Source organism: Pseudorhodobacter sp. E13 (genome assembly GCF_003991405.1).
Classification (GTDB): Bacteria; Pseudomonadota; Alphaproteobacteria; order Rhodobacterales; family Rhodobacteraceae; genus Pseudorhodobacter.
The window spans coordinates 74,348-94,031 of record NZ_RPEN01000153.1 but is presented as its reverse complement, the minus strand read 5'-3'; the positions used below and the strand labels follow the sequence as shown (position 1 = coordinate 94,031).

At 61.0% G+C, this 19,684-nt stretch carries 18 protein-coding genes; 12 read left to right on the top strand and 6 right to left on the bottom strand.

Annotated features, from left to right (window positions below; genetic code table 11):
• The first annotated feature begins 97 nt into the window (after positions 1 to 97).
• From bamA to lpxB, 6 genes are all read left to right on the top strand, one after another.
• On the top strand, positions 98 to 2,380 hold the full coding sequence (gene bamA / locus EGN72_RS08345; RefSeq protein WP_233587082.1) for an outer membrane protein assembly factor BamA: 2,283 nt from the start codon (positions 98 to 100) through the stop codon (positions 2,378 to 2,380).
• Entirely contained in the window at positions 2,380 to 3,030 is a 651-nt protein-coding gene (locus EGN72_RS08340) for an OmpH family outer membrane protein (protein ID WP_127046473.1), read from the top strand. The genes bamA and EGN72_RS08340 overlap by 1 nt, the downstream gene beginning before the upstream one ends.
• Positions 3,031 to 3,115: 85 nt before the next feature.
• Positions 3,116 to 3,586 (top strand): 3-hydroxyacyl-ACP dehydratase FabZ, encoded by a 471-nt coding sequence (fabZ, locus tag EGN72_RS08335; protein WP_127046471.1) that lies wholly within the window; start codon positions 3,116 to 3,118, stop codon positions 3,584 to 3,586.
• Complete coding sequence (lpxA, locus tag EGN72_RS08330; protein WP_127046469.1) at positions 3,583 to 4,368, top strand: acyl-ACP--UDP-N-acetylglucosamine O-acyltransferase; 786 nt, start codon at positions 3,583 to 3,585, stop codon at positions 4,366 to 4,368. Before fabZ ends, lpxA begins: the two co-directional genes overlap by 4 nt.
• The gene (locus EGN72_RS08325; RefSeq protein ID WP_127046467.1) at positions 4,365 to 5,180 is read left to right on the top strand and encodes an LpxI family protein; all 816 of its coding nucleotides are present in this window, start codon (positions 4,365 to 4,367) and stop codon (positions 5,178 to 5,180) included. Before lpxA ends, EGN72_RS08325 begins: the two co-directional genes overlap by 4 nt.
• On the top strand, positions 5,177 to 6,295 hold the full coding sequence (gene lpxB / locus EGN72_RS08320) for a lipid-A-disaccharide synthase (RefSeq protein ID WP_127046465.1): 1,119 nt from the start codon (positions 5,177 to 5,179) through the stop codon (positions 6,293 to 6,295). Before EGN72_RS08325 ends, lpxB begins: the two co-directional genes overlap by 4 nt.
• A gap of 146 nt (positions 6,296 to 6,441) precedes the next feature.
• On the opposite strand, the gene mnmA is transcribed toward lpxB, so the two are convergent.
• On the bottom strand, positions 6,442 to 7,581 hold the full coding sequence (gene mnmA / locus EGN72_RS08315) for a tRNA 2-thiouridine(34) synthase MnmA (RefSeq protein ID WP_127046463.1): 1,140 nt from the start codon (positions 7,579 to 7,581) through the stop codon (positions 6,442 to 6,444).
• A 120-nt stretch (positions 7,582 to 7,701) separates the two neighbouring features.
• On the opposite strand from mnmA, the gene EGN72_RS08310 reads away from it, so the two are divergent.
• The 5 genes from EGN72_RS08310 (at position 7,702) to EGN72_RS19570 (ending at position 13,286) form a co-directional block, all read left to right on the top strand.
• Positions 7,702 to 7,980, top strand: coding sequence for a DUF1153 domain-containing protein (locus tag EGN72_RS08310; RefSeq protein ID WP_127046461.1), 279 nt, complete (start codon positions 7,702 to 7,704; stop codon positions 7,978 to 7,980).
• Positions 7,981 to 8,075: 95 nt separating this feature from the next.
• Positions 8,076 to 8,789 carry a response regulator transcription factor CtrA gene (ctrA, locus tag EGN72_RS08305; RefSeq protein WP_127046459.1) on the top strand — a complete coding sequence of 238 codons (714 nt, stop codon included), beginning with the start codon at positions 8,076 to 8,078 and terminating at the stop codon, positions 8,787 to 8,789.
• Positions 8,790 to 8,853: 64 nt separating this feature from the next.
• Positions 8,854 to 10,992 carry an NAD-dependent DNA ligase LigA gene (gene ligA / locus EGN72_RS08300; RefSeq protein WP_127046457.1) on the top strand — a complete coding sequence of 713 codons (2,139 nt, stop codon included), beginning with the start codon at positions 8,854 to 8,856 and terminating at the stop codon, positions 10,990 to 10,992.
• A complete protein-coding gene (gene recG, locus EGN72_RS08295) occupies positions 10,989 to 13,076 on the top strand; it encodes an ATP-dependent DNA helicase RecG (protein ID WP_127046619.1) in 2,088 nt (695 codons plus the stop codon). The genes ligA and recG overlap by 4 nt, the downstream gene beginning before the upstream one ends.
• Before the next feature lie 87 nt (positions 13,077 to 13,163).
• Entirely contained in the window at positions 13,164 to 13,286 is a 123-nt protein-coding gene (locus EGN72_RS19570) for a hypothetical protein (protein ID WP_255417429.1), read from the top strand.
• Positions 13,287 to 13,436: 150 nt separating this feature from the next.
• Here EGN72_RS19570 and EGN72_RS08290 read toward each other — a convergent pair whose 3' ends face one another.
• The gene (locus EGN72_RS08290) at positions 13,437 to 13,868 is read right to left on the bottom strand and encodes an iron-sulfur cluster assembly scaffold protein (protein WP_127046455.1); all 432 of its coding nucleotides are present in this window, start codon (positions 13,866 to 13,868) and stop codon (positions 13,437 to 13,439) included.
• Between the two features lie 66 nt (positions 13,869 to 13,934).
• On the opposite strand from EGN72_RS08290, the gene hisI reads away from it, so the two are divergent.
• The gene (hisI, locus tag EGN72_RS08285) at positions 13,935 to 14,297 is read left to right on the top strand and encodes a phosphoribosyl-AMP cyclohydrolase (protein ID WP_127046453.1); all 363 of its coding nucleotides are present in this window, start codon (positions 13,935 to 13,937) and stop codon (positions 14,295 to 14,297) included.
• A 21-nt stretch (positions 14,298 to 14,318) separates the two neighbouring features.
• Here the strand turns inward: hisI and gluQRS are convergent, their stop codons facing one another.
• The 4 genes from gluQRS to gyrA form a co-directional block, all read right to left on the bottom strand.
• Positions 14,319 to 15,158: a tRNA glutamyl-Q(34) synthetase GluQRS gene (gene gluQRS, locus EGN72_RS08280; RefSeq protein WP_127046451.1), complete on the bottom strand. Its 840-nt coding sequence runs from the start codon at positions 15,156 to 15,158 to the stop codon at positions 14,319 to 14,321.
• Positions 15,146 to 16,477: a methylenetetrahydrofolate--tRNA-(uracil(54)-C(5))-methyltransferase (FADH(2)-oxidizing) TrmFO gene (trmFO, locus tag EGN72_RS08275; protein ID WP_255417428.1), complete on the bottom strand. Its 1,332-nt coding sequence runs from the start codon at positions 16,475 to 16,477 to the stop codon at positions 15,146 to 15,148. The genes gluQRS and trmFO overlap by 13 nt, the downstream gene beginning before the upstream one ends.
• A gap of 92 nt (positions 16,478 to 16,569) precedes the next feature.
• Entirely contained in the window at positions 16,570 to 16,896 is a 327-nt protein-coding gene (locus EGN72_RS08270; RefSeq protein ID WP_127046447.1) for a hypothetical protein, read from the bottom strand.
• Entirely contained in the window at positions 16,893 to 19,646 is a 2,754-nt protein-coding gene (gyrA, locus tag EGN72_RS08265; RefSeq protein WP_370323222.1) for a DNA gyrase subunit A, read from the bottom strand. The genes EGN72_RS08270 and gyrA overlap by 4 nt, the downstream gene beginning before the upstream one ends.
• Positions 19,647 to 19,684 lie beyond the last annotated feature (38 nt).

Here is a 19,684-nt window from a genome sequence, read left to right as displayed (position 1 = left end):
GACAATGCATATTGCGGAACGGGTTTTGATCTCCCGCAACATATTGCGCAAACTTGGGCAGCGGACAGCGCTGGTTTCAGTTTTTGCAATCGCCTCAATGGCTTGTTTTGATGTGGTGCAGCCAGCACAGGCGCAAACTTACAGCTTCTCCTCCGTCAAGGTCGAAGGGAATGAACGGGTAGATGCCGCGACAATCCTGTCTTATGCAGGAATCGGGCGCGGGCAGGCCGTCTCGGCGGGCGAGTTGAATGACGCGTTCCAGCGCATTTCCAACGCGGGCCTGTTCGAAGATGTGCAAATCATCCCCTCGGGCAACACGCTTGTCATCAAGGTCAAGGAATTTCCGACCATCAACGTCATCAACTTCGAAGGCAACAAGCGCCTGAAGGATGAAGTGTTGGCCAAGATCGTGAAATCGCAGTCGCGCCGGGTCTTTTCACCCGCGCAGGCCGAAGCGGATGCCGCCGAGATTACGCGCGCCTATCAGGAAGGCGGGCGCTTTGCCGTGACCGTCGATCCGCGTATCATCCGCCGCTCGGGCAACCGTGTCGATCTGGTGTTCGACATCAAGGAAGGCAAGGTCGTCGAGGTGGAGCGTTTGTCCTTCGTCGGCAACCGCGCCTATTCGGATCGCCGTTTGCGGCAGGTTCTGGCCACCAAACAGGCGGGTATCTTCCGCCGTCTGATCCAGTCGGATACGTTCATCGCGGACCGGATCGAATTTGACAAGCAACTCTTGCGCGATTTCTACCTCGCGCGCGGTTATGTCGATTTTCAGGTGCTGGATGCGGTGGGCGAAGTCACCCGCGAACGGGACGGCTTTTTCGTAACCTTCACCATCCGTGAAGGCCAAAGCTTCAAGATCGGCAATGTGACCACCACATCGGAAATCCCCGAGGTGGACGCGGCAGAGTTTGAAAAGGTGCTGAAGCTGCGCTCTGGCATCACCTATTCGCCGACCGTGGTGGAAAACAACATCGCGCGGATGGAAAATCTGGCGCTGAACAAGGCGCTGAACTTTGTCAGCATCGAACCGGTCATCACCCGCAACGAACGCGATCTGACGCTGGATGTTGAATTCGTCATCAAGCGCGGCCCGCGGATCTTCGTGGAACGCATTGATATCGAAGGCAACACAACCACGCTGGACGAGGTGGTGCGCCGTGAATTCCGCAATGCCGAAGGCGACCCCTTCAACCCGCGTGAGGTGCGCCGCGCCGCAGAACGTATCCGCGCTCTTGGCTATTTCTCGGATGCCAAGGTTGAGGCAGAGCAGGGCAGCGCCGCCGATCAGGTGGTCGTGAATGTGGATGTGGAAGAACAACCCACTGGCTCTTTGTCCTTTGGTGTCAGCTATGGCGCGGATGCCGGGGTCGGTTTTTCGGCAGGCTTTTCCGAAACCAACTTCCTTGGGCGCGGCCAGACTTTGGCGCTGTCTCTCGGCACGGCCTCGGACAGCCGGAGCAGCAGCTTTACCTTTATCGAGCCAGCCTTCCTTGGGCGCGACCTGCAATTCTCGTTCAGTGCAGGCTATTCAGAATCCAATAGCGACAACGCCGATTATGATACCCGTGCCGGAACGCTTGGGGTTGGCATTGCCTTCCCGGTTGGTGAAAACAGCACGTTGTCGTTGAATTACAAGCTGTCGGATACCCGCATCAAGAACGTCGATGCAGGTTCGTCGCAAATCCTGCATACAGAAGCAGCCGCAGGGGGGCAGGTTGCCTCCTCTATCGGCTATGGGTTTGAGTATGACACCCGCACCACCGGGCTTGATCCGAATGGTGGTCTGTTGCTGCGCTTCAATCAGGATTTTGCCGGGCTTGGCGGTGATTTGCGCTATATCAGCACAACCGGTCTGGCCTTGGCCGAACGCCGTGTGTTGAATGATGACGTGACGCTGCGCGCCATTCTGGAAGGCGGCATGATCAATATGGTCAAAGGCAATTCCCGCGTGACCGAGCGTTTCTTCCTTAATTCCAAGATCCGGGGCTTTGAAGGCAACGGGATCGGGCCGCGTGATCTGAACGCGACCAATCAAGACGCTTTGGGCGGCAATATCTTTGCCGTGGCCCGGTTTGAGGCTGAATTCCCGATTGGTTTGCCGGATGAATACAATATCACCGGCGGTGCCTTCTTTGACGTGGGTTCGGTCTGGAGCTTGGACAATGCGATTGGTGGGGTGCAGAACTGTGGCACTGGCTCGCTGGCTGCCTGCGCGGCGGTGGATGACAGCATGAACCTGCGCGCCTCTGTCGGGGTTTCTGTGTTCTGGGATACACCGATTGGGCCGCTTCGCTTTAACCTTGCACGGGCGATCCGCAAGGAGAGCTATGACAAGCCGCGAACCTTCGATCTGACGATCAAATCGGAGTTCTGATGTCTGGCGCGCGTGCAACAGCGTCTCTTTGGGCGCTGCTGGCCGCGTTTGGCGCCAGTGCTTTTCCCGCACTGGCGCAAGACAACCCGGCGGCCACGGTTCCGGCGCTGACCGAGGCTGCGGATGTGCCGTTTCAATCGCAGGTGCTGACCATCAACCAGCAGCGTCTGTTTGAGGATTCGGCGTTTGGCAAGGCCTCTCTAGCGCGGTTGGAGGCCGATTCCCGTAATTTGCAGGCCGAAATCCGTCAGATCGAATCCGATCTGGAGATCGAGGAACGCATGCTGACCGAGCGCCGCGCCGAATTGCCGACGGCAGAGTTTCAGCCGCTGGCCCGGGCCTTTGATGAAAAGGTCGAAAATATCCGGGCAGCGTGGAGCGCGAAAGACCGCGACCTCAAGCGCCAGCGCGAGGCCGACCAGCAAGCGTTTTTTGAAACCGCCGTGCCCATTCTGGCGGCTTTGATGCGGGATATGGGGGCGGTTGCCTTGATCGACCAATCCTCGGTTGTGCTTAGTCTTGACCGCGTGGATGTGACCCAGATGGCGATTGACCGGCTGGATGCAGCCTTTGCCACCCAGCAAGACGCCGCACCAGAGGCGCCAGTGCCGGAAGCCGCCACCCCCACAGACGCGCCCAGCCAACCCTGATCCTGCCCGCAGCCCGCGCTTGTCTCGCAGCGGGGGAGTTGGTAGTCAAAGCAAACCGAAGTGACCCGGCCCAAAGGAATGCCCCATGAGTGATGCCGCCAAAGACCTGCCGACAACGGCCGATATTGACCTTATTCAGCGCATTCTGCCGCATCGTTATCCCTTCCTGCTGGTCGACAAGGTGCGCGACATCGTGCCCAACCAATCCGCCGTTGGCATCAAATGCGTCACTATGAACGAGCCGCAGTTTCAAGGCCATTTCCCCGGCAAACCGGTGTTTCCCGGTGTGCAGATCATCGAGGCGCTGGCCCAGACCTCGGGCATCCTTGTCGGCGTGTCCATGGACCTCGCGGATAAGAACCTGCTGGTCTATTTCATGGGCATCGACGCGGTGAAATTCCGCCGCATGGTGGTGCCGGGCGATGTGATGGAGCTGCATGTGACGGTGAAACGTGGCGGCGGCAAGGTCTGGAAATTTGAAGGCCGCGCCACCGTGGACGGCGAACTCTGCGCCCAGGCCGAATTCACCGCCATGATGGACCTGCCAAAAGCATGAGCAGCCAGATTCACCCCTCCGCCATCGTCGAACCCGGTGCCACCATCGGCGAAGGCTGCACGATCGGCCCGTTCTGCATCGTCGGCCCCGAAGTCACCCTTGGCGCGGGCGTTGTGCTGAAATCCCATGCCGTTGTCACCGGCTGGACCGAGATCGGCGATGAAACCATTGTGTTCCCCTTCGCCTGCGTCGGCGAAGTGCCGCAAGACCTGAAGTTCAAAGGCGAGCGCACCCGGTTGATCGTGGGCAAACGTTGCCGCATCCGCGAAGGCGCGACCCTGAACACCGGCACGGCAGGTGGCGGCGGCATCACCCGCGTGGGCGATGATTGCCTGCTGATGACGGGCAGCCATGTCGGCCATGACGCGACCTTGGGCAACCGGGTCATTCTGGCCAATCAGGCCGCGATTGCGGGCCATTGCCAGCTTGGCGATGATGTCATCATCGGCGGCCTCTCAGGCGTGCATCAATGGGTGCGCATCGGGCATGGCGCGATCATCGGCGCTGTCACCATGGTCACCAATGACGTGCTGCCGCATGGGCTTGTGCAAGGGCCGCGCGGCGATCTGGACGGGCTGAACCTTGTCGGCCTCAAACGCCGTGGCGTGGACCGGGCCGAGATTACCGCCCTGCGCGCGGGCTATCAGATGCTGGCACAGGGCGAAGGCACCTTCCTTGACCGCGCCCGCAAACTGGCCGAGGAAACCGAAAGCAAACATGTGCGCGAGATGACCGATTTCATCCTCTCCGCCACTGATCGCTCCTTCCTGACCCCGAAATGACCGATACCGCGATCATCGCAGGGGCCGGGGCCTTGCCCGCCACGCTGGTTGCCGCCATGGCGGAAAAGCCGCTGGTGGCGGCACTGCATGGCTTTGCACCTAGCGGGCTTGCGCCGGATATGACCTTCCATATCGAACGCTTGGTCCCCTTTCTGCATGCGCTGCAAGATCAGGGCATCACCCGCGTCTGTTTTGCCGGGGCGGTGCAACGCCCGAACCTTGATCCGTCATTGTTCGATCCCCTGACCGCGCAAATGGTGCCGCGCCTCTTGGCCGCGATGCAGGCGGGCGATGATGCCACCCTGCGCGAAGTGCTGGCGATCTTTGAGGAATTCGATCTGCGCATCCTCGGCGCGCAGGAAATTGCGCCGGGCCTCTGCCCGCAAGCGGGCCTGATCGCAGGCAGCATCACCCCGCAGGATGAAGCAGACGCCACCCGCGCCGCCGCCATCGTGCGGGCCTTGGGTGCTGTGGATGTGGGGCAGGGGGCGGTGGTGCAGGCCGGGCTTTGCCTTGCCGTGGAAACCCTGACAGGCACCGATGCGATGCTGGCACACACCGCGCTGATCCCGGCGCATCTGCGGCCCAAATCCACCAAGGGGCTGTTTTTCAAAGCGCCCAAGCCGGGGCAGGACCAGCGGATTGATCTGCCCACCATCGGGCCGCACACCCTTGAAATGGTGCAAAAGGCGGGCTTGGGCGGCATCGCCTTTCAGGCTGGTGCGGTGATCTTGCTGCCCCCGGCGGCGCTGGCCGCACAGGCGCGCGCGCTTGGCCTGTTCCTCTGGGCGCGCCCTGCTGACCCGTCATGAAACTGACCCTCATCGCGGGGGAGCCTTCGGGCGACCGCCTTGGCGCGGCCCTGATGGCGGCGCTGAAAACCCTTGTGCCACAGGTCAGTTTTCACGGTGTCGGCGGCCCCTTGATGCAGGCCGAAGGGCTGACCTCGCTCTTCCCGATGGAAGAGCTTTCGGTGATGGGCATCGCCGAAATTTTGCCGAAATACCGCCATCTGAAACGCCGCATCGCAGAAACCGCTGCCGCCACGCTGGCCGAAAACCCGGCCGCGCTGATCACCATCGACAGCCCGGATTTCTGCCTGCGAGTGGCGAAAATTGTCAAATCCGCGCGCCCCGATTTGAAAACCATCCATTACGTCGCCCCCTCGGTCTGGGCGTGGCGCCCCGGTCGCGCCGCCAAAATGGCCCGCCATATTGATCATGTGCTGGCGCTGCTGCCGTTTGAGCCGCCCTTGATGCAGGCCGCCGGCATGACATGCGATTTCGTCGGGCATCCGGTGGTGGCCGAACCGCTGGCCGCCAAAACCCCGCAATCCAGCCCCTTGATCCTCGCCTTGCCCGGATCGCGCCGGGCCGAGGTGACGCGCCTCGCCCCCGTGATCGGCGAAACCTTGGCCCATATCAAGCTGCTGCACCCCGATGCCCGCGTGGCCCTGCCCACACTGCGCGGTGTGGCCGATCTGGTGCGCGACCTGTCAAAAGACTGGCCCATCCCGCCGGATATCATTCAAAACCCAGCGGAAAAGCGCGCAGCCTTTGCCAATGCCAGCGTGGCCCTTGCCGCCTCGGGCACGGTGTCGCTGGAACTGGCGGCCAATGGCTGCCCGATGGTCATCGCCTATAAGATGAACCCGCTGACCCTGTGGCTGATGCGCCGCGCGGCGTTGATTGATACGGTAACGCTGGTCAATCTGGTGTCCGAAACCCGCCATGTGCCGGAATTTCTGGGGGCCGACTGCCGGGCCGAGCTGATCGCTCCGGCGCTGCTGGGCCTGATGCAGCCCGGCCCTGAACGCAGCGCCCAACAGGCTGCAATGTCCCTGACCATGGACCGTCTGGGCCGTGGCGGGGAGGCACCGGGCCTGCGCGCCGCCCGCTCGGTCCTGTCACAACTCGCCCCCGGTTGAGCCTGCCCACCGCCTGATTTCATCTTGGCAAAAATACCTGCGCCGCAGGCAACCTATGAATATTTCGTAAAGAAAAAGGAGAAAGCCAAGGCTTTACAAGGGCTTGCTTGCCATTCCGCGCGCGATTCCCTGCGGTTCAGCGCAGCCTATTTCCCGCGCCAGATCCAGCCACCGCCCAGCACCCGGCTTCCCGTCGGTTCATAGAACACACAAGCCTGCCCCGGCGACACCCCTTCCTCAGGGCTCAGCAATTCCACCTCGGCCTCCGTCGCCGAAATTGGCCGCAGAATCGCATCCCGCGGCGGGCGCGTGGACCGCACCTTGACCATCAACGGCCATTCCTTGCGGCTCTCCAACGGGGCGTCGCCCAGCCAGTTGATTTCCCGCAAGGGCACGATCCGGGTGGAAAGCGCCTCTTTCGGCCCCACCACGATCCGCTTGCTGTCGGCATCCAGCTTGACCACATAGAACGGGTCCTCCAACCCGCCGATGCCAAGGCCCCGCCTCTGCCCGATCGTGTAGTGGATGACCCCGCGATGGGTGCCCAGCACGCGGCCTTCCATATCCACAATCTCACCGGGGTCCGCCGCACCGGGGCGCAGCTTCTCGATCACGGCGGCATAATTCCCGTTCGGAACAAAGCAGATATCCTGACTGTCCGGCTTGTCCGCCACCGTCAGCCCAAACTTCGCCGCCAGCGCCCGCGTTTCCGCCTTGCTTTCCAGATGTCCCAGCGGAAAGCGCAAATAGGCCAATTGCTCGGCCGTGGTTGAAAACAGGAAATAGCTCTGATCGCGCGCGGGGTCCGCCGCCATATGCAGCTCTGGCCCCACATCGCCCATTTTGCGCTGAATATAATGCCCTGTCGCCATGCAATCGGCATCCAGATCGCGGGCGGTGTTCAGCAGATCCTTGAACTTCACCCGCTCATTGCAGCGGATGCAAGGCACCGGAGTGGCCCCCGCCAGATAGGCATCGGCAAATTCGTCGATCACCGCCTCGCGGAAGGTGTTTTCATAATCCAGCACATAATGCGGAAAGCCCATGACCTCGGCCACGCGGCGCGCATCGTGAATATCACGCCCGGCACAGCAAGCGCCTTTTTTCGCCAAGGCCGCGCCGTGATCGTAAAGCTGCAAGGTCACGCCGACCACGTCATAGCCTTCAGAGGCCAGTTGCGCCGCCACGGCAGAACTGTCGACCCCACCCGACATGGCAACCACCACCCGCGTTTCGGCAGGCGGCTTGGCAAAGCCAAGAGAATTCAGCGGATGGTCAAGCGACATTGGGCAGCCTTTATGTTGATGTCTCGCAATATAGGAAAATGCAACACACTCTCAACCCCACGTTTCACCCTTGATTAAGCCTGATGCCGCAAAGTGGCTGCACGCAAAGAGGGTTGTGTGATGTATCTGAAAAAAGTTGATGGACCGCGTCAGGTGACGCTTCCCGATGGCAGCGTGCTCAGCCGCGCCGATCTGCCCCCAGCCGAAACACGCCGCTGGGTTGCAAGCCGCAAGGCGATTGTGGTCAAGGCGGTGATCTATGGCCTGATCCCAGAATCAGAGGCGTTGCAACGCTATTCCCTGTCGGAAGAAGAGTTTGCGATGTGGCGCGCGGCGGTTGAAACCCATGGCGAAAATGCCTTGAAAGTCACGGCAATCCAAAAATACAGACAACTTTAGATTGTATTTCGGATTGGTCATGTCAAAGTAACTTCCAATTAACCATTGGTCTGCAAGGTGGTTAACGAACAGCATTAGAGCCGGAGTTACCCACGATGCGAATCCTGTTGGTTGAAGATGACCCCACAACATCACGCAGTATTGAACTGATGTTGACCCATGCAAACCTGAATGTGTTTTGCACCGATCTGGGGGAGGAGGGGATCGACCTTGCCAAACTCTATGATTACGACCTGATTTTGTTGGATATCAACCTGCCGGATATGAGCGGGCATGACGTGTTGCGGCAATTGCGGCTGGCGCGGATTGACACGCCGATCCTGATCTTGTCGGGCGCCGATGATACCGAAAGCAAGCTCAAGGGCTTTGGCTTTGGCGCGGATGATTACATGACCAAACCGTTCCACCGCGAAGAACTGGTCGCCCGGATTCACGCGATCATCCGGCGGTCCAAGGGTCATTCGCAATCGGTGATCAAAACCGGCAAGGTATCGGTGAACCTTGATGCCAAGACGGTGGATGTGGAAGGCAAATCGGTGCATCTGACCGGCAAGGAATATCAGATGCTGGAATTGCTCAGCCTGCGGAAAGGCACCACGCTGACCAAGGAAATGTTCCTTAACCACCTTTACGGCGGCATGGATGAGCCGGAGTTGAAGATCATCGACGTGTTCATCTGCAAGCTGCGCAAAAAGCTGGCCGAAGCGACAGGTGGTGTGAACCATATCGAAACCGTTTGGGGCCGCGGCTATGTTCTGCGCGACCCGGGCCCGGGGGAGGGCGAGACACGTTTTGCCATCGGTGCCTGACTGCCGACTGGACCTTGCTGCGACAGCGTCCTAAACCTGTATTGATGCTGGTATGGGGGATGGAATGGCGCGGGCAGTTGAAAATCGGTCAGTTGCGGATGCAGAGCCAGACGCGCTGAGCGAAGCAGAAGCCACGGAAGAACTTGCGCGTCTGTCGGGGCTGCTGCGGGCGGCCAACACGGCCTATCACACCGATGACGCGCCCGAAATATCGGATGCCGAATACGACAGGCTGAAACGCCGCAATCTGGCGATTGAGGCGCGGTTCCCGCAGTTGAAACGCAGCGACAGCCCCAGCGATCAGGTTGGCGCAGCACTGGCCGAGGGGTTTTCCAAGGTCACGCATGAGGTGCGGATGCTCAGCCTCGAAAATGCGTTCGAGGCGGCAGATGTCGCCGATTTTGTTGACCGGGTGCGGAAATACCTTGGGCTTGATGGGCCTTTGGCCTTTACCGCCGAACCAAAGATCGACGGTCTGTCGCTTTCCTTGCGCTATGAACAGGGGCGGTTGGTGCAGGCGGCGACGCGCGGTGATGGCGAAGTGGGGGAAAATGTCACCGAAAACGCGCGCCGGATTGCCGATATCCCGCAGCGTTTGGAAGGTGCCCCCGATGTGCTGGAAGTGCGCGGCGAGGTTTATATGAGCCATGCCGATTTTCAGGCGCTGAACGCGCGGCAGGCCGAACGTGGCGGCAAAACTTTTGCCAATCCGCGCAATGCCGCGGCGGGGTCTTTGCGGCAATTGGATGCCAATATCACCGCCGCGCGCCCGCTGAAATTCTTTGCCTATGCTTGGGGGGCGCTGTCTGCCCCGCTGGCGGAACAGCAATTCGCGGCGATTGAAAAGCTGGCGTCGCTCGGCTTCAAAACCAATCCGCTGACACGGCGCTTTGACACCGCCGAGGCGCTGCTGCACCACTATGCCGAGATCGAAGCGCAACGCGCCAGCCTTGGCTATGACATCGACGGGGTGGTCTATAAGGTCGATGATCTGGCGCTGCAACGGCGGCTTGGCTTTCGGTCCACCACCCCCCGCTGGGCAATTGCGCATAAATTCGCGGCGGAACTGGCCTGGACGCGGCTTTTGGCAATCGACATTCAGGTGGGGCGCACCGGCGCGCTGTCCCCGGTGGCGCGGTTGCAACCTGTGACGGTAGGCGGGGTCGTTGTGTCCAACGCCACCTTGCACAATGAAGATTACATTCAGGGCCGGGATAGCAAAGGTGCCCCGATCCGCGAGGGCAAGGATATCCGCGTCGGCGATTTCGTGCAGGTCTACCGTGCGGGGGACGTGATCCCGAAAATCGCGGATGTGGATCTATCGCAGCGCCCAGATGATGCGCAACCCTTTGACTTTCCAACGTTTTGCCCCGAATGCCAATCGCCCGCGCTGCGCGAGGAAGGCGATGCGGTGCGGCGTTGTTCCGGTGGGTTGATTTGCCCGGCCCAAGCGGTAGAGCGCCTGCGCCATTTCGTCAGCCGTGCGGCCTTTGATATCGAAGGTCTGGGCGCGAAACAGGTCGAGGCGTTTTTCAAGGACGGCTGGATCGCCACGCCCGCCGATATTTTCACGCTGAAGGCCCGGTTCGGCACGGGCATCCAGCAGTTGAAAAACCGCGAAGGCTGGGGGCCGAAATCCGCCGAAAACCTGTTCGATGCCATTGATGAAAAACGGAAAATTCCGCTTAACCGCTTGATCTTCGCGCTGGGGATTCGCCATGTCGGCGAAAGCTCTGCCAGTCTGTTGGCCACCCATTACGGCAGTTGGGCCGCGTTTGAAGCGGCGATGACCGGGGCCACGATTGGTGAAGGCCCGGTTTGGGCCGATCTGCTGAGCATTGATGGCGTGGGCGCGGTGCTGGCGGCCTCGGTCGTTGCTGCTTTTCAAAACCCGCGCGAACGGGCCGCGATAGATTCGCTTGTCGCGGAGCTGGAGGTGCAATCCGTCACCGCCCGCGCCCCGGTGGATAGCCCGGTGGCGGGCAAGATCGTGGTGTTCACGGGCACGCTGGCGAAAATGACGCGGGCCGAGGCGAAGGCGCGCGCCGAAAGTCTTGGGGCCAAGGTGGCGGGGTCCGTCTCGGCCAAGACCGATTTGCTGGTGGCCGGGCCGGGGGCCGGGTCCAAGGCAAAGGCGGCAGAGGCCTTGGGCGTTGAAATTCTGGATGAAGATGGGTGGCTTGCCCTGATCGGATCGGCATGAGCAGGCCGGAACTCCTTTTTCCGCTGTTTGCGGATCTGGAAACGCTGGAAGGGGTGGGGCCCAAATCAGCCAAGGCCCTTGCGGCTTTGGGCGTTGAAAAACCAAAGGATTTGCTGCTGCTTTTGCCGCATTCGGGGATTGACCGGGCCAGAAAACCCTCGGTCCGGGATGTGGTGCCGCCGACGACCGTCACGGTAGAGGTGGTGGTTGGCGCGCATTTTCCGCCGCGCAGCAAGGGCCGCCCCTACCGCGTGATGGTGCAGGACAGCGCGTTGGAATTTCAACTGGTTTTCTTTCACGCGCGCGGGGATTACCTGCAAAACCTGCTGCCGACCGGGCAAAAACGCCTTGTATCCGGCCGGGTAGAGGTGTTTGACGGTATCGCCCAGATGGTGCACCCCGACCATGTCTTGCGGGTGGAGGATGCGGCGGAGCTGCCGGAGTTTGAGCCGGTCTATCCGCTGACCGCAGGGGTGACGCAAAAGCTGGTCGCCAAGGCGGCGGCGGGGGCGATGGCGCGGATGCCCGACCTGCCGGAATGGGTGGATGCGGGGCAAAAGGCGAAAGCGGGCTGGCCGGATTGGGCCGATGCCATTCGCGCCGCCCATAAGCCGCAATCCAACGCCGATTTCGCGGAAACCACCCCCGCCCGCCAACGCCTTGCTTATGATGAGTTTTTTGCCCATCAGTTGACGCTGTCTTTGGCGCGCGCCTCGTTGCGGCGGGGCACGGGGCGCGAAAGCCGGGGCACGGGCGCGTTGCAGCGCATGGTGCTGGCGGCGCTTCCGTATCAGCTGACCGCTGCGCAAACCCGCGCTGTGGCCGAGATCAGCGCCGATATGGCCGCGCCCAGCCGGATGAACCGCTTGCTGCAGGGCGATGTGGGGTCTGGCAAAACCCTCGTGGCGTTCATGGCCTTGTTGGTCGCGGTGGAGGCGGGTGGGCAAGGCGTGATGATGGCCCCGACCGAGATTTTGGCGCGCCAGCATCTGGCGGGGTTGGTGGATCTGGCTGCCTTGGCCGGGGTGCGGCTGGAGCTGCTGACCGGGCGCGACAAAGGGGCTGAGCGGGGGCGGAAGCTGGCCGATCTGGCCGAGGGTCGGATACAAATTCTGGTCGGCACCCATGCGGTTTTTCAAAAAGACGTGGTTTTCCAAGACCTTCGTTTGGCGATCGTAGATGAACAGCACCGTTTCGGTGTGGCGCAGCGGATGGAGTTGGGGGCCAAGGGGCAATCGGCGGATGTCTTGGTGATGACGGCGACGCCAATTCCGCGCAGTCTGGCGCTGGCGAGTTACGGCGATATGGATGTGTCGGTGCTGGATGAAAAGCCACCGGGGCGCAAACCGGTGCAGACGGCGCTGGTGTCCACCACGCGGATGGATGAGGTGGTGGAAAAGCTGCGTCATGCTGTGGGCGAGGGGCGGCAGGCCTATTGGGTCTGCCCCTTGGTCGAGGATAGCGAGGTGCTGGACTATGCCTCTGCCGAAGCGCGGTTCCAGCATTTGCGCGCGGCCTTGGGCGAAGGCGTGGTGGCTTTGGTGCATGGCCAGATGCCCGCCAGCGAAAAAGATGCGGCAATGGCAGGGTTTGTCGCCGGGCAAAGCAAGGTGCTGGTTGCGACGACGGTGATCGAGGTGGGCGTGAACGTGCCCAATGCCTCGATCATGGTGATAGAGCGGGCCGAGACGTTTGGTCTGGCACAGTTGCACCAGTTGCGCGGGCGGGTGGGGCGCGGATCGGCCCATTCCACCTGTTTGCTGATGTATCAGGCCCCGCTGTCCGAAGGGGGGGAGCGGCGTTTGAAAGTGCTGCGCGACACCGAAGACGGCTTCCGCATTGCCGAGGAAGACCTTGCCATGCGCGGGGCAGGCGATCTGATCGGCACCGCCCAATCCGGTTTGCCCCGGTTTCGGGTGGCGGATATGGAACGGCAAACCGCCTTGATGGCCGTCGCGCAATCTGACGCCCGCAAGCTGCTGCATGATGACCCCGGACTGACATCGGACCGTGGGAAAGCTGTGCGAAACCTCCTTTGGTTACTGGATCAGGACCGCGCGATCCGGTTGATTTCGGTCGGTTAACCGCTTTTGTTCTCAAATGTTCTCAAAAAGTTCTTTACAAGGCGTAAAGAAAGTGAGAACAATATAGCAACAAGCAAGGAGGTTCCCATGATCGCAGATATCAAAGCCGTCGCCGCCCGTTCGTCCAAGACCCTGTTCGAAGATATGATCGGTGTCGTGTCGTTGTTTGCTGTTCTGGTTATGGGCCTGTCCTTGCCTGCCTTGTTCTGATCACTGCCTGCGTTCTGAACGCCCGGGCGCGCGCACCTGTCCCAACCTGTGCCATGCGTTCATCCGCCGGGGTTGTCCCACCCCGTTTGTCGCGCCCGTCAGACACGCTTCCTTGCCGCCGCCATCCCTTTCGGATGCGCGGCGGTTTTTTTATGCTTGGGCGGCGGCCTCGGCAGCGGCGTCGATTGCCAGCAGGATAGAGGCGTGGCGGTTCTTAAACTCCCGTGCAGGTTCCAGCACGGCAAAACCATCGAAAGGGGCAGGCGGCACGGGCCCGCCCTCGGCCAGCATGGCGCGCAGCGCATCGCGCGCGGCCAGCAGTTCGGCGCTGCTGCGCCCGATCACAGCACCTCCCACAACCGCCGCCGCCGCCTGACCCAAGGCGCAGGCCTTCACATCCTGCGCGAATTGCGTGACCCGGCCATCCGTCATCACCAGATCCACCGTCACCACAGACCCACATAGCGGCGAGCGCTTGCGCACGGTCGCTTGCGGCGCGGGCAGGCGGCCCAGATGCGGAATATCGGCGGCCAGTTCCAGAATGCGCCCGGAATACAGCTTCATCATCGCGGCGTCGCTCATGGCTTTTCTCTCCGTGCTTTACCGCATAGATAGTCGGCCAAGCGCGCGTTGCAAAGGAAAAGCCCGATGTCATTTGATCCAGCAAGCCTAAAGTATGATGCCAAGGGGCTGATCCCCGCGATTGCGCAGGACCATGCGACGGGTGAGGTGTTGATGATGGCCTGGATGAACGCCGAAAGCATCGCGCGGACCTTAAAGACGGGGCAGGTGACCTATTGGTCACGCTCGCGTCAGGACTTCTGGGCCAAGGGCGAAACCTCGGGCCATGTGCAGCGATTGGTGGAATTGCGGGTCGATTGTGATCGCGATTGCCTGCTTTTGAAGGTCGATCAGACCGGGCCTGCCTGCCACACCAACCGCCGCTCTTGCTTTTACACGCTGGTTGCGGAGGGGGCAGAGGTGATTACCGCAGACCCGATGCACGGCTGATTTTTCGGCAGCAAGCCGGCCCTACAGCCCCACCATGCGCCGGATATCAGCAGGGCTTGCCCCCTCGGCCCGGAACTTCGACAAAGCGCGCGCATCATCACGCTTTGCCAACCGCTTGCCATGCGCATCGCGGATCAGGCGGTGATGGTGGTAGATCGGCGTTGGCAGGTCGAAAAGCCGTTGCAAGATCACTTGAATGGGCACGAAGTCGAACAAATCCTCGCCCCGGATGACATGGGTGATCCCCTGATCGGCATCATCAAACGCCGAGGCGAGGAAATAGGCGACGATATCCTCGCCCTTTCGGCTCAGGACGATGTCGCCGATTGTCGCCTGTGCCGCCATGGGGTCCACAAGATGCACGCCGCGATGGGCGGGGCCGGTTTCGGTGAAAATCAGCGCCGTCAGCGAAAGCTGGGCCAGTGCCGCGTTCAGGTCCAGCCGCAGCGCATCCTCCGCACGCCGGCTGTCCATGCTGCGGCCCCGACAGGTGCCGGGATAGACCGCATGCGCAACGCCTTCTTGTGGGGCAGCCAAAGCGGCGCGGATATCGGCACGGGTGCAGCAGCAAGGATAGATCAACCCGCGCGCAGCGAGCAGATCGAGCCGCGCGTTATAGGCCGCAATATTTGGCGATTGCCGTAAGATCGGCCCATCCCAACACATGCCAAGCCAGCGCAGATCATCAGCAATGGCATCTTCATATTCCGGTTTGCAGCGCTCCAGATCGGTATCTTCGAACCGCAGAAAAAAGGCACCGCCTTCGGCTCGCGCCATGTCATGCGCCAGCAGGGCCGAATAGGCATGACCCAGATGCAAAGGCCCGGTGGGAGAGGGCGCAAAGCGCGTTACGAAAGCCATGCCGAAAAGGCCTCTTTGGCGCGGTCGGTATAGGCTTTGTAGCGGTCCTTACGGCCCCGGCGCCCCCCCTTGGCGTCAATCGGCGGAAACAGCCCAAAGTTCACATTCATCGGCTGAAAGGTCTTTGCCTCCGCCCCGCCGGTGATATGGGTAATCAACGCGCCCATCGCGGTTTCGGGGGGGGGCGGCGGCAGCTCACGCCCCAAAATCTCCGCCGCGGCCATCCGCCCGGCAAGCAAACCCATGGCGGCAGATTCAACATAGCCTTCGACGCCCGTGATCTGCCCGGCAAAGCGGATATTGGGACGGCTATGCAACCGCATCTGCGCATCCAAAAGCGTGGGAGAGTTGATGAATGTGTTGCGATGGATGCCGCCAAGCCGCGCAAAGCTGGCATCCTGAAGGCCGGGAATCATTTTGAAAACAGCGGTTTGCGCGCCATACTTCATCTTGGTCTGAAAGCCCACGATATTGTAAAGCGTGCCCAGCTTGTTGTCGCGCCGCAACTGCACCACGGCATAGGGCTTTTGCGGATTATGCGGGTTGGTCAACCCCACCGGCTTCATCGGCCCAAAGCGCAAGGTCTCGCGGCCGCGTTCGGCCATCACCTCAATCGGCAGGCAGCCGTCAAAATATCCTGCCGTCTCGCCTTCATGAAATTCGGTTTTCTCCGCCGCCAGCAAGGCATCAACAAAGGCCTCATATTCCGCTTTGGTCATCGGGCAGTTCATATAGGCGGTCTGTTCTTCCTCCGTCTCGCCCTTGTCATAGCGGCTTTGCATCCAGGCCACCGACATATCCACCGTCTCGGCATAGACAATCGGCGCGATGGCATCAAAAAACGCCAGCGCCTCGGCCCCCGTCACCGCACGAATGCTGTCGGCCAAAGCGCCAGAGGTCAGCGGCCCCGTTGCCACGATCCAGTGCCCCTCGACAGGCAGCTCCGTAATCTCCTCATAAGACACGGAAATCAGCGGATGTGCTTTGATCTTCGCGGTCACCGCTTCAGCAAACACATCCCGATCCACCGCCAAAGCCCCGCCTGCGGGCAAACGATTGGCGCGCGCGGTTTCCATGATGATCCCATTCGCGGCCCCCATTTCCCAATGCAACAAGCCCACGGCATTGCGCTCATCATCATCCGACCGGAAGGAATTGGAACAGACCATCTCGGCCAGATTTCCGGTGCGATGCGCAAAGGTTTCCACCTTTGGCCGCATCTCATGGATCACCACGCGCACCCCCATCTGTGCAGCCTGCCACGCCGCTTCCGATCCGGCCATCCCGCCGCCAATGATGTTGAGTGTCTTTGTTTCCACGCGGTCCATCGCTTTCTTTTCGGCACAAATATCCTGCGGGGGGTCCGGGGGGCGCAAAGCCCCCCGGCGCTCTCCCCCCGCAAGAGGCTGATCTAGCGCAGCCCCGCCGCTTTGAAAAGCGCCGCCCGCTCTGCTGTGACAAATGCGGCGGCCTCCGTTCCATCAAAGCGGCCCAATGCCCGTGCCACGTCAAAAAACCCTTTGGCGGGCAGGTCGCTGCCCCTTGCATGGCACAGGGCGGCCCGCAAAGGCCGCCCCGCCATGACATCTTCGGCCATCATCGCCTCCAGCGCCGCTGTCAGCTTGGCAATACTGCCGGGGCCGGGAACCGCCAAGTGCTGCGCCAAAGCCCCATAGCCAACGGTTTTGCCGCCACGGGCCAAGTCATCCAAAGCCGCCTCAAGCCCCGGCAGGCTCATTCCGTGGCGTGTCCCTCAGACGGTGCCGCTGTCACGGCCTCGCCCTCCTCCTCGCCACTTTCCGCAACCCGCGCGACCGAGACAACAACCTCACCCGCACCGGTGTTGAACACCTTGACCCCCCCGGCCGAACGGGAGCGGAAGGAAATCCCCTCCACCGGCACCCGGATGGATTGCCCGGTCGAGGTGGCCAGCATCACCTGATCCGAACGCTCAACCGGGAAGCAGGCGACCAGCGCGCCATTGCGGCCCGCCATCGCTTTCACCCCTTGGCCGCCACGCCCGCGCACCGGGTAATCATGGCTGGATGACAGCTTGCCCGACCCGCCTTGCGTAATCGTCAGGATCAGGTCCTCATAGGCTTTCATCTCGTTAAACCGCTCTTGCGACAATTCACCCGCCACAGCGACCTCATCGTCTTCGGCCTCTGGCTCGTCGATCACGCCTTCTTGCTGACGCCGCATCTTCAGATAGGCCGCCCGCTGATCCGGCGTCGCCTCGAAATGCCGGATCACGGACATAGAGACAACCGTGTCGCCGTCCTGCAAACGAATGCCGCGCACACCGGTCGAGCCACGGCTCTTGAACACGCGCACTTCGGTGGTCGGGAAGCGGATTGCACGGCCCCCGGCTGTAACCAGCATGATATCGTCATTTTCATCGCAAATCCGCGCGTTTACCAGCGAAACCCCGTCTGGCAGCTTCATCGCAATCTTGCCGTTGCGCATCACATTGGTGAAATCCGAAAGCGCGTTCTGGCGCACATCACCATCCGAGGTGGCAAAGAATATCTGCAAATCATCCCATTCATCATCCGGCACATCAACGGGCAGAATGGCCGCAATGGAAACCCCCGCCACAATCGGCAGAATGTTTACCATCGCCTTGCCGCGCGCATTGCGGCCCGCCAAGGGCAGACGCCAGGTTTTCAGCTTGTAAACCATGCCATCGGTGGTGAAGAACAGCAGTTGCGTATGGGTATTGGCCACAAACAGCGTCGTGACCACATCATCTTCCTTGGTCGACATCGACGAAAGGCCCTTGCCACCCCGCCGCTGCGCCCGGAATTCATGCAAAGCCGTCCGCTTGATATAGCCGCCGCTGGTGATGGTAACGACCATATCTTCGCGCTCGATCAGGTCCTCATCTTCCATATCGCCCGACCAGTCCGAAATCTCGGTCCGGCGCGGCACGGCGAACAGGTCTTTGACCTCTTGCAACTCCGCCGCGATGATCGCCATGATCCGCTCGCGGCTGCCCAGAATTTCAAGGTAATCCTTGATCTTGCCAGCCAATTCGGCCAGCTCGTCGGTAATCTCGCTGACACCAAAGGCTGTCAGACGCTGCAAACGCAAATCAAGGATCGCGCGGGCCTGAATTTCCGACAGGTTATAGGTGCCATCCTCATTGACCTTATGGGATGGGTCATCAATCAGCTTGATGAAGGGAATAATCTCGCCCGCAGGCCAGCGCCGCGTCATCAACCGCTCCCGCGCCTCACCCGCATCGGCCGAGGACCGGATGGTCTGCACCACCTCATCCACATTCGACACAGCGACCGCCAGACCACATAGAATATGGCTCCGCTCCCGCGCTTTGCGCAGCTCATAGGCCGTGCGGCGCGCCACCACATCTTCGCGGAAGCTGATGAAATAGGTCAGGAAGTCGCGCAGCGTCAACTGCTCCGGCCGCCCGCCATTCAGCGCCAGCATGTTGCAGCCAAAATGGATCTGCATCGGCGAGAACCGGAACAACTGGTTCAACACCACTTCCGCCGTCGCATCGCGCTTCAACTCAATCACCACGCGCACGCCGATCCGGTCAGATTCGTCCTGCACATGGGCAATGCCTTCGACGCGCTTTTCGCGGACCAGCTCGGCAATCTTCTCGATCATCGAGGCTTTGTTCACCTGATAGGGGATTTCATCAATGATGATCGCCCAGCGGTCCTTGCGAATCTCCTCCACCCGCGTCTTGGCCCGCACGATCACCGAGCCGCGCCCCTCCAGATAGGCCTTGCGCGCACCCGAGCGTCCAAGGATCACGCCACCTGTGGGAAAGTCAGGGGCGGGGATAATTTCCATCAAGGCTTCGGTCGACATATCCGGATCGGCAATCAGCGCCAGCGTGCCGTCAATCACCTCGCCAAGGTTGTGCGGCGGAATATTGGTCGCCATACCAACGGCAATCCCCCCCGCGCCATTGACCAGCATGTTCGGAAAACGCGCCGGCAACACCGTTGGCTCTTTGTCCTTGCCGTCATAGTTGTCTTGGAAATCAACGGTTTCCTTGTCGATATCGGCCAGCAGGAAATTTGCCGTCTTGGCCATCCGCACTTCGGTATAGCGGAAGGCCGCCGCCTTATCGCCATCCATGGAGCCAAAATTGCCCTGACCATCCAACAGCACCAAAGACATGCTGAAATCCTGCGCCATCCGCACCAGCGCGTCATAAATCGCGCCGTCGCCGTGGGGGTGATACTTACCCATCGTATCCGCCACCGGGCGCGAAGATTTGCGGTAAGGCTTGTCGAATGTGTTGCCTACCTCGTTCATCGCATAAAGGATGCGGCGATGCACCGGTTTCAAGCCATCGCGCAGGTCTGGAATGGCCCGGCTGACGATCACGCTCATCGCGTAATCCAGATAGGCCGTCTTCATCTCATCAATGATACTTACCTGCGGGCCGTCATGGGCCATGCGCTCGATAATTTCATCAGTGTTTTCAGTATCTTCCGGACGGTCTGCCACGTCTTCCGCTCTTTCTTTCCCGGCCCCCATGCAAGGGG

What these genes read in the sequence shown, in the direction of transcription:
- lpxB (WP_127046465.1), top strand. Translation starts at nt 5,177, where the DNA reads ATGAAACTGACCCTCATCGCGGGGGAGCCTTCGGGCGACCGCCTTGGC.
- lpxA (WP_127046469.1), top strand. Translation starts at nt 3,583, where the DNA reads ATGAGCAGCCAGATTCACCCCTCCGCCATCGTCGAACCCGGTGCCACC.
- bamA (WP_233587082.1), top strand. Translation starts at nt 98, where the DNA reads ATGGCTTGTTTTGATGTGGTGCAGCCAGCACAGGCGCAAACTTACAGC.
- ligA (WP_127046457.1), top strand. Translation starts at nt 8,854, where the DNA reads ATGGCGCGGGCAGTTGAAAATCGGTCAGTTGCGGATGCAGAGCCAGAC.
- fabZ (WP_127046471.1), top strand. Translation starts at nt 3,116, where the DNA reads ATGAGTGATGCCGCCAAAGACCTGCCGACAACGGCCGATATTGACCTT.
- EGN72_RS08270 (WP_127046447.1), bottom strand. Translation starts at nt 16,896, where the DNA reads ATGAGCCTGCCGGGGCTTGAGGCGGCTTTGGATGACTTGGCCCGTGGC.
- EGN72_RS08290 (WP_127046455.1), bottom strand. Translation starts at nt 13,868, where the DNA reads ATGAGCGACGCCGCGATGATGAAGCTGTATTCCGGGCGCATTCTGGAA.
- ctrA (WP_127046459.1), top strand. Translation starts at nt 8,076, where the DNA reads ATGCGAATCCTGTTGGTTGAAGATGACCCCACAACATCACGCAGTATT.
- EGN72_RS08325 (WP_127046467.1), top strand. Translation starts at nt 4,365, where the DNA reads ATGACCGATACCGCGATCATCGCAGGGGCCGGGGCCTTGCCCGCCACG.
- hisI (WP_127046453.1), top strand. Translation starts at nt 13,935, where the DNA reads ATGTCATTTGATCCAGCAAGCCTAAAGTATGATGCCAAGGGGCTGATC.
- recG (WP_127046619.1), top strand. Translation starts at nt 10,989, where the DNA reads ATGAGCAGGCCGGAACTCCTTTTTCCGCTGTTTGCGGATCTGGAAACG.
- EGN72_RS08310 (WP_127046461.1), top strand. Translation starts at nt 7,702, where the DNA reads ATGTATCTGAAAAAAGTTGATGGACCGCGTCAGGTGACGCTTCCCGAT.
- EGN72_RS08340 (WP_127046473.1), top strand. Translation starts at nt 2,380, where the DNA reads ATGTCTGGCGCGCGTGCAACAGCGTCTCTTTGGGCGCTGCTGGCCGCG.
- EGN72_RS19570 (WP_255417429.1), top strand. Translation starts at nt 13,164, where the DNA reads ATGATCGCAGATATCAAAGCCGTCGCCGCCCGTTCGTCCAAGACCCTG.
- gluQRS (WP_127046451.1), bottom strand. Translation starts at nt 15,158, where the DNA reads ATGGCTTTCGTAACGCGCTTTGCGCCCTCTCCCACCGGGCCTTTGCAT.
- mnmA (WP_127046463.1), bottom strand. Translation starts at nt 7,581, where the DNA reads ATGTCGCTTGACCATCCGCTGAATTCTCTTGGCTTTGCCAAGCCGCCT.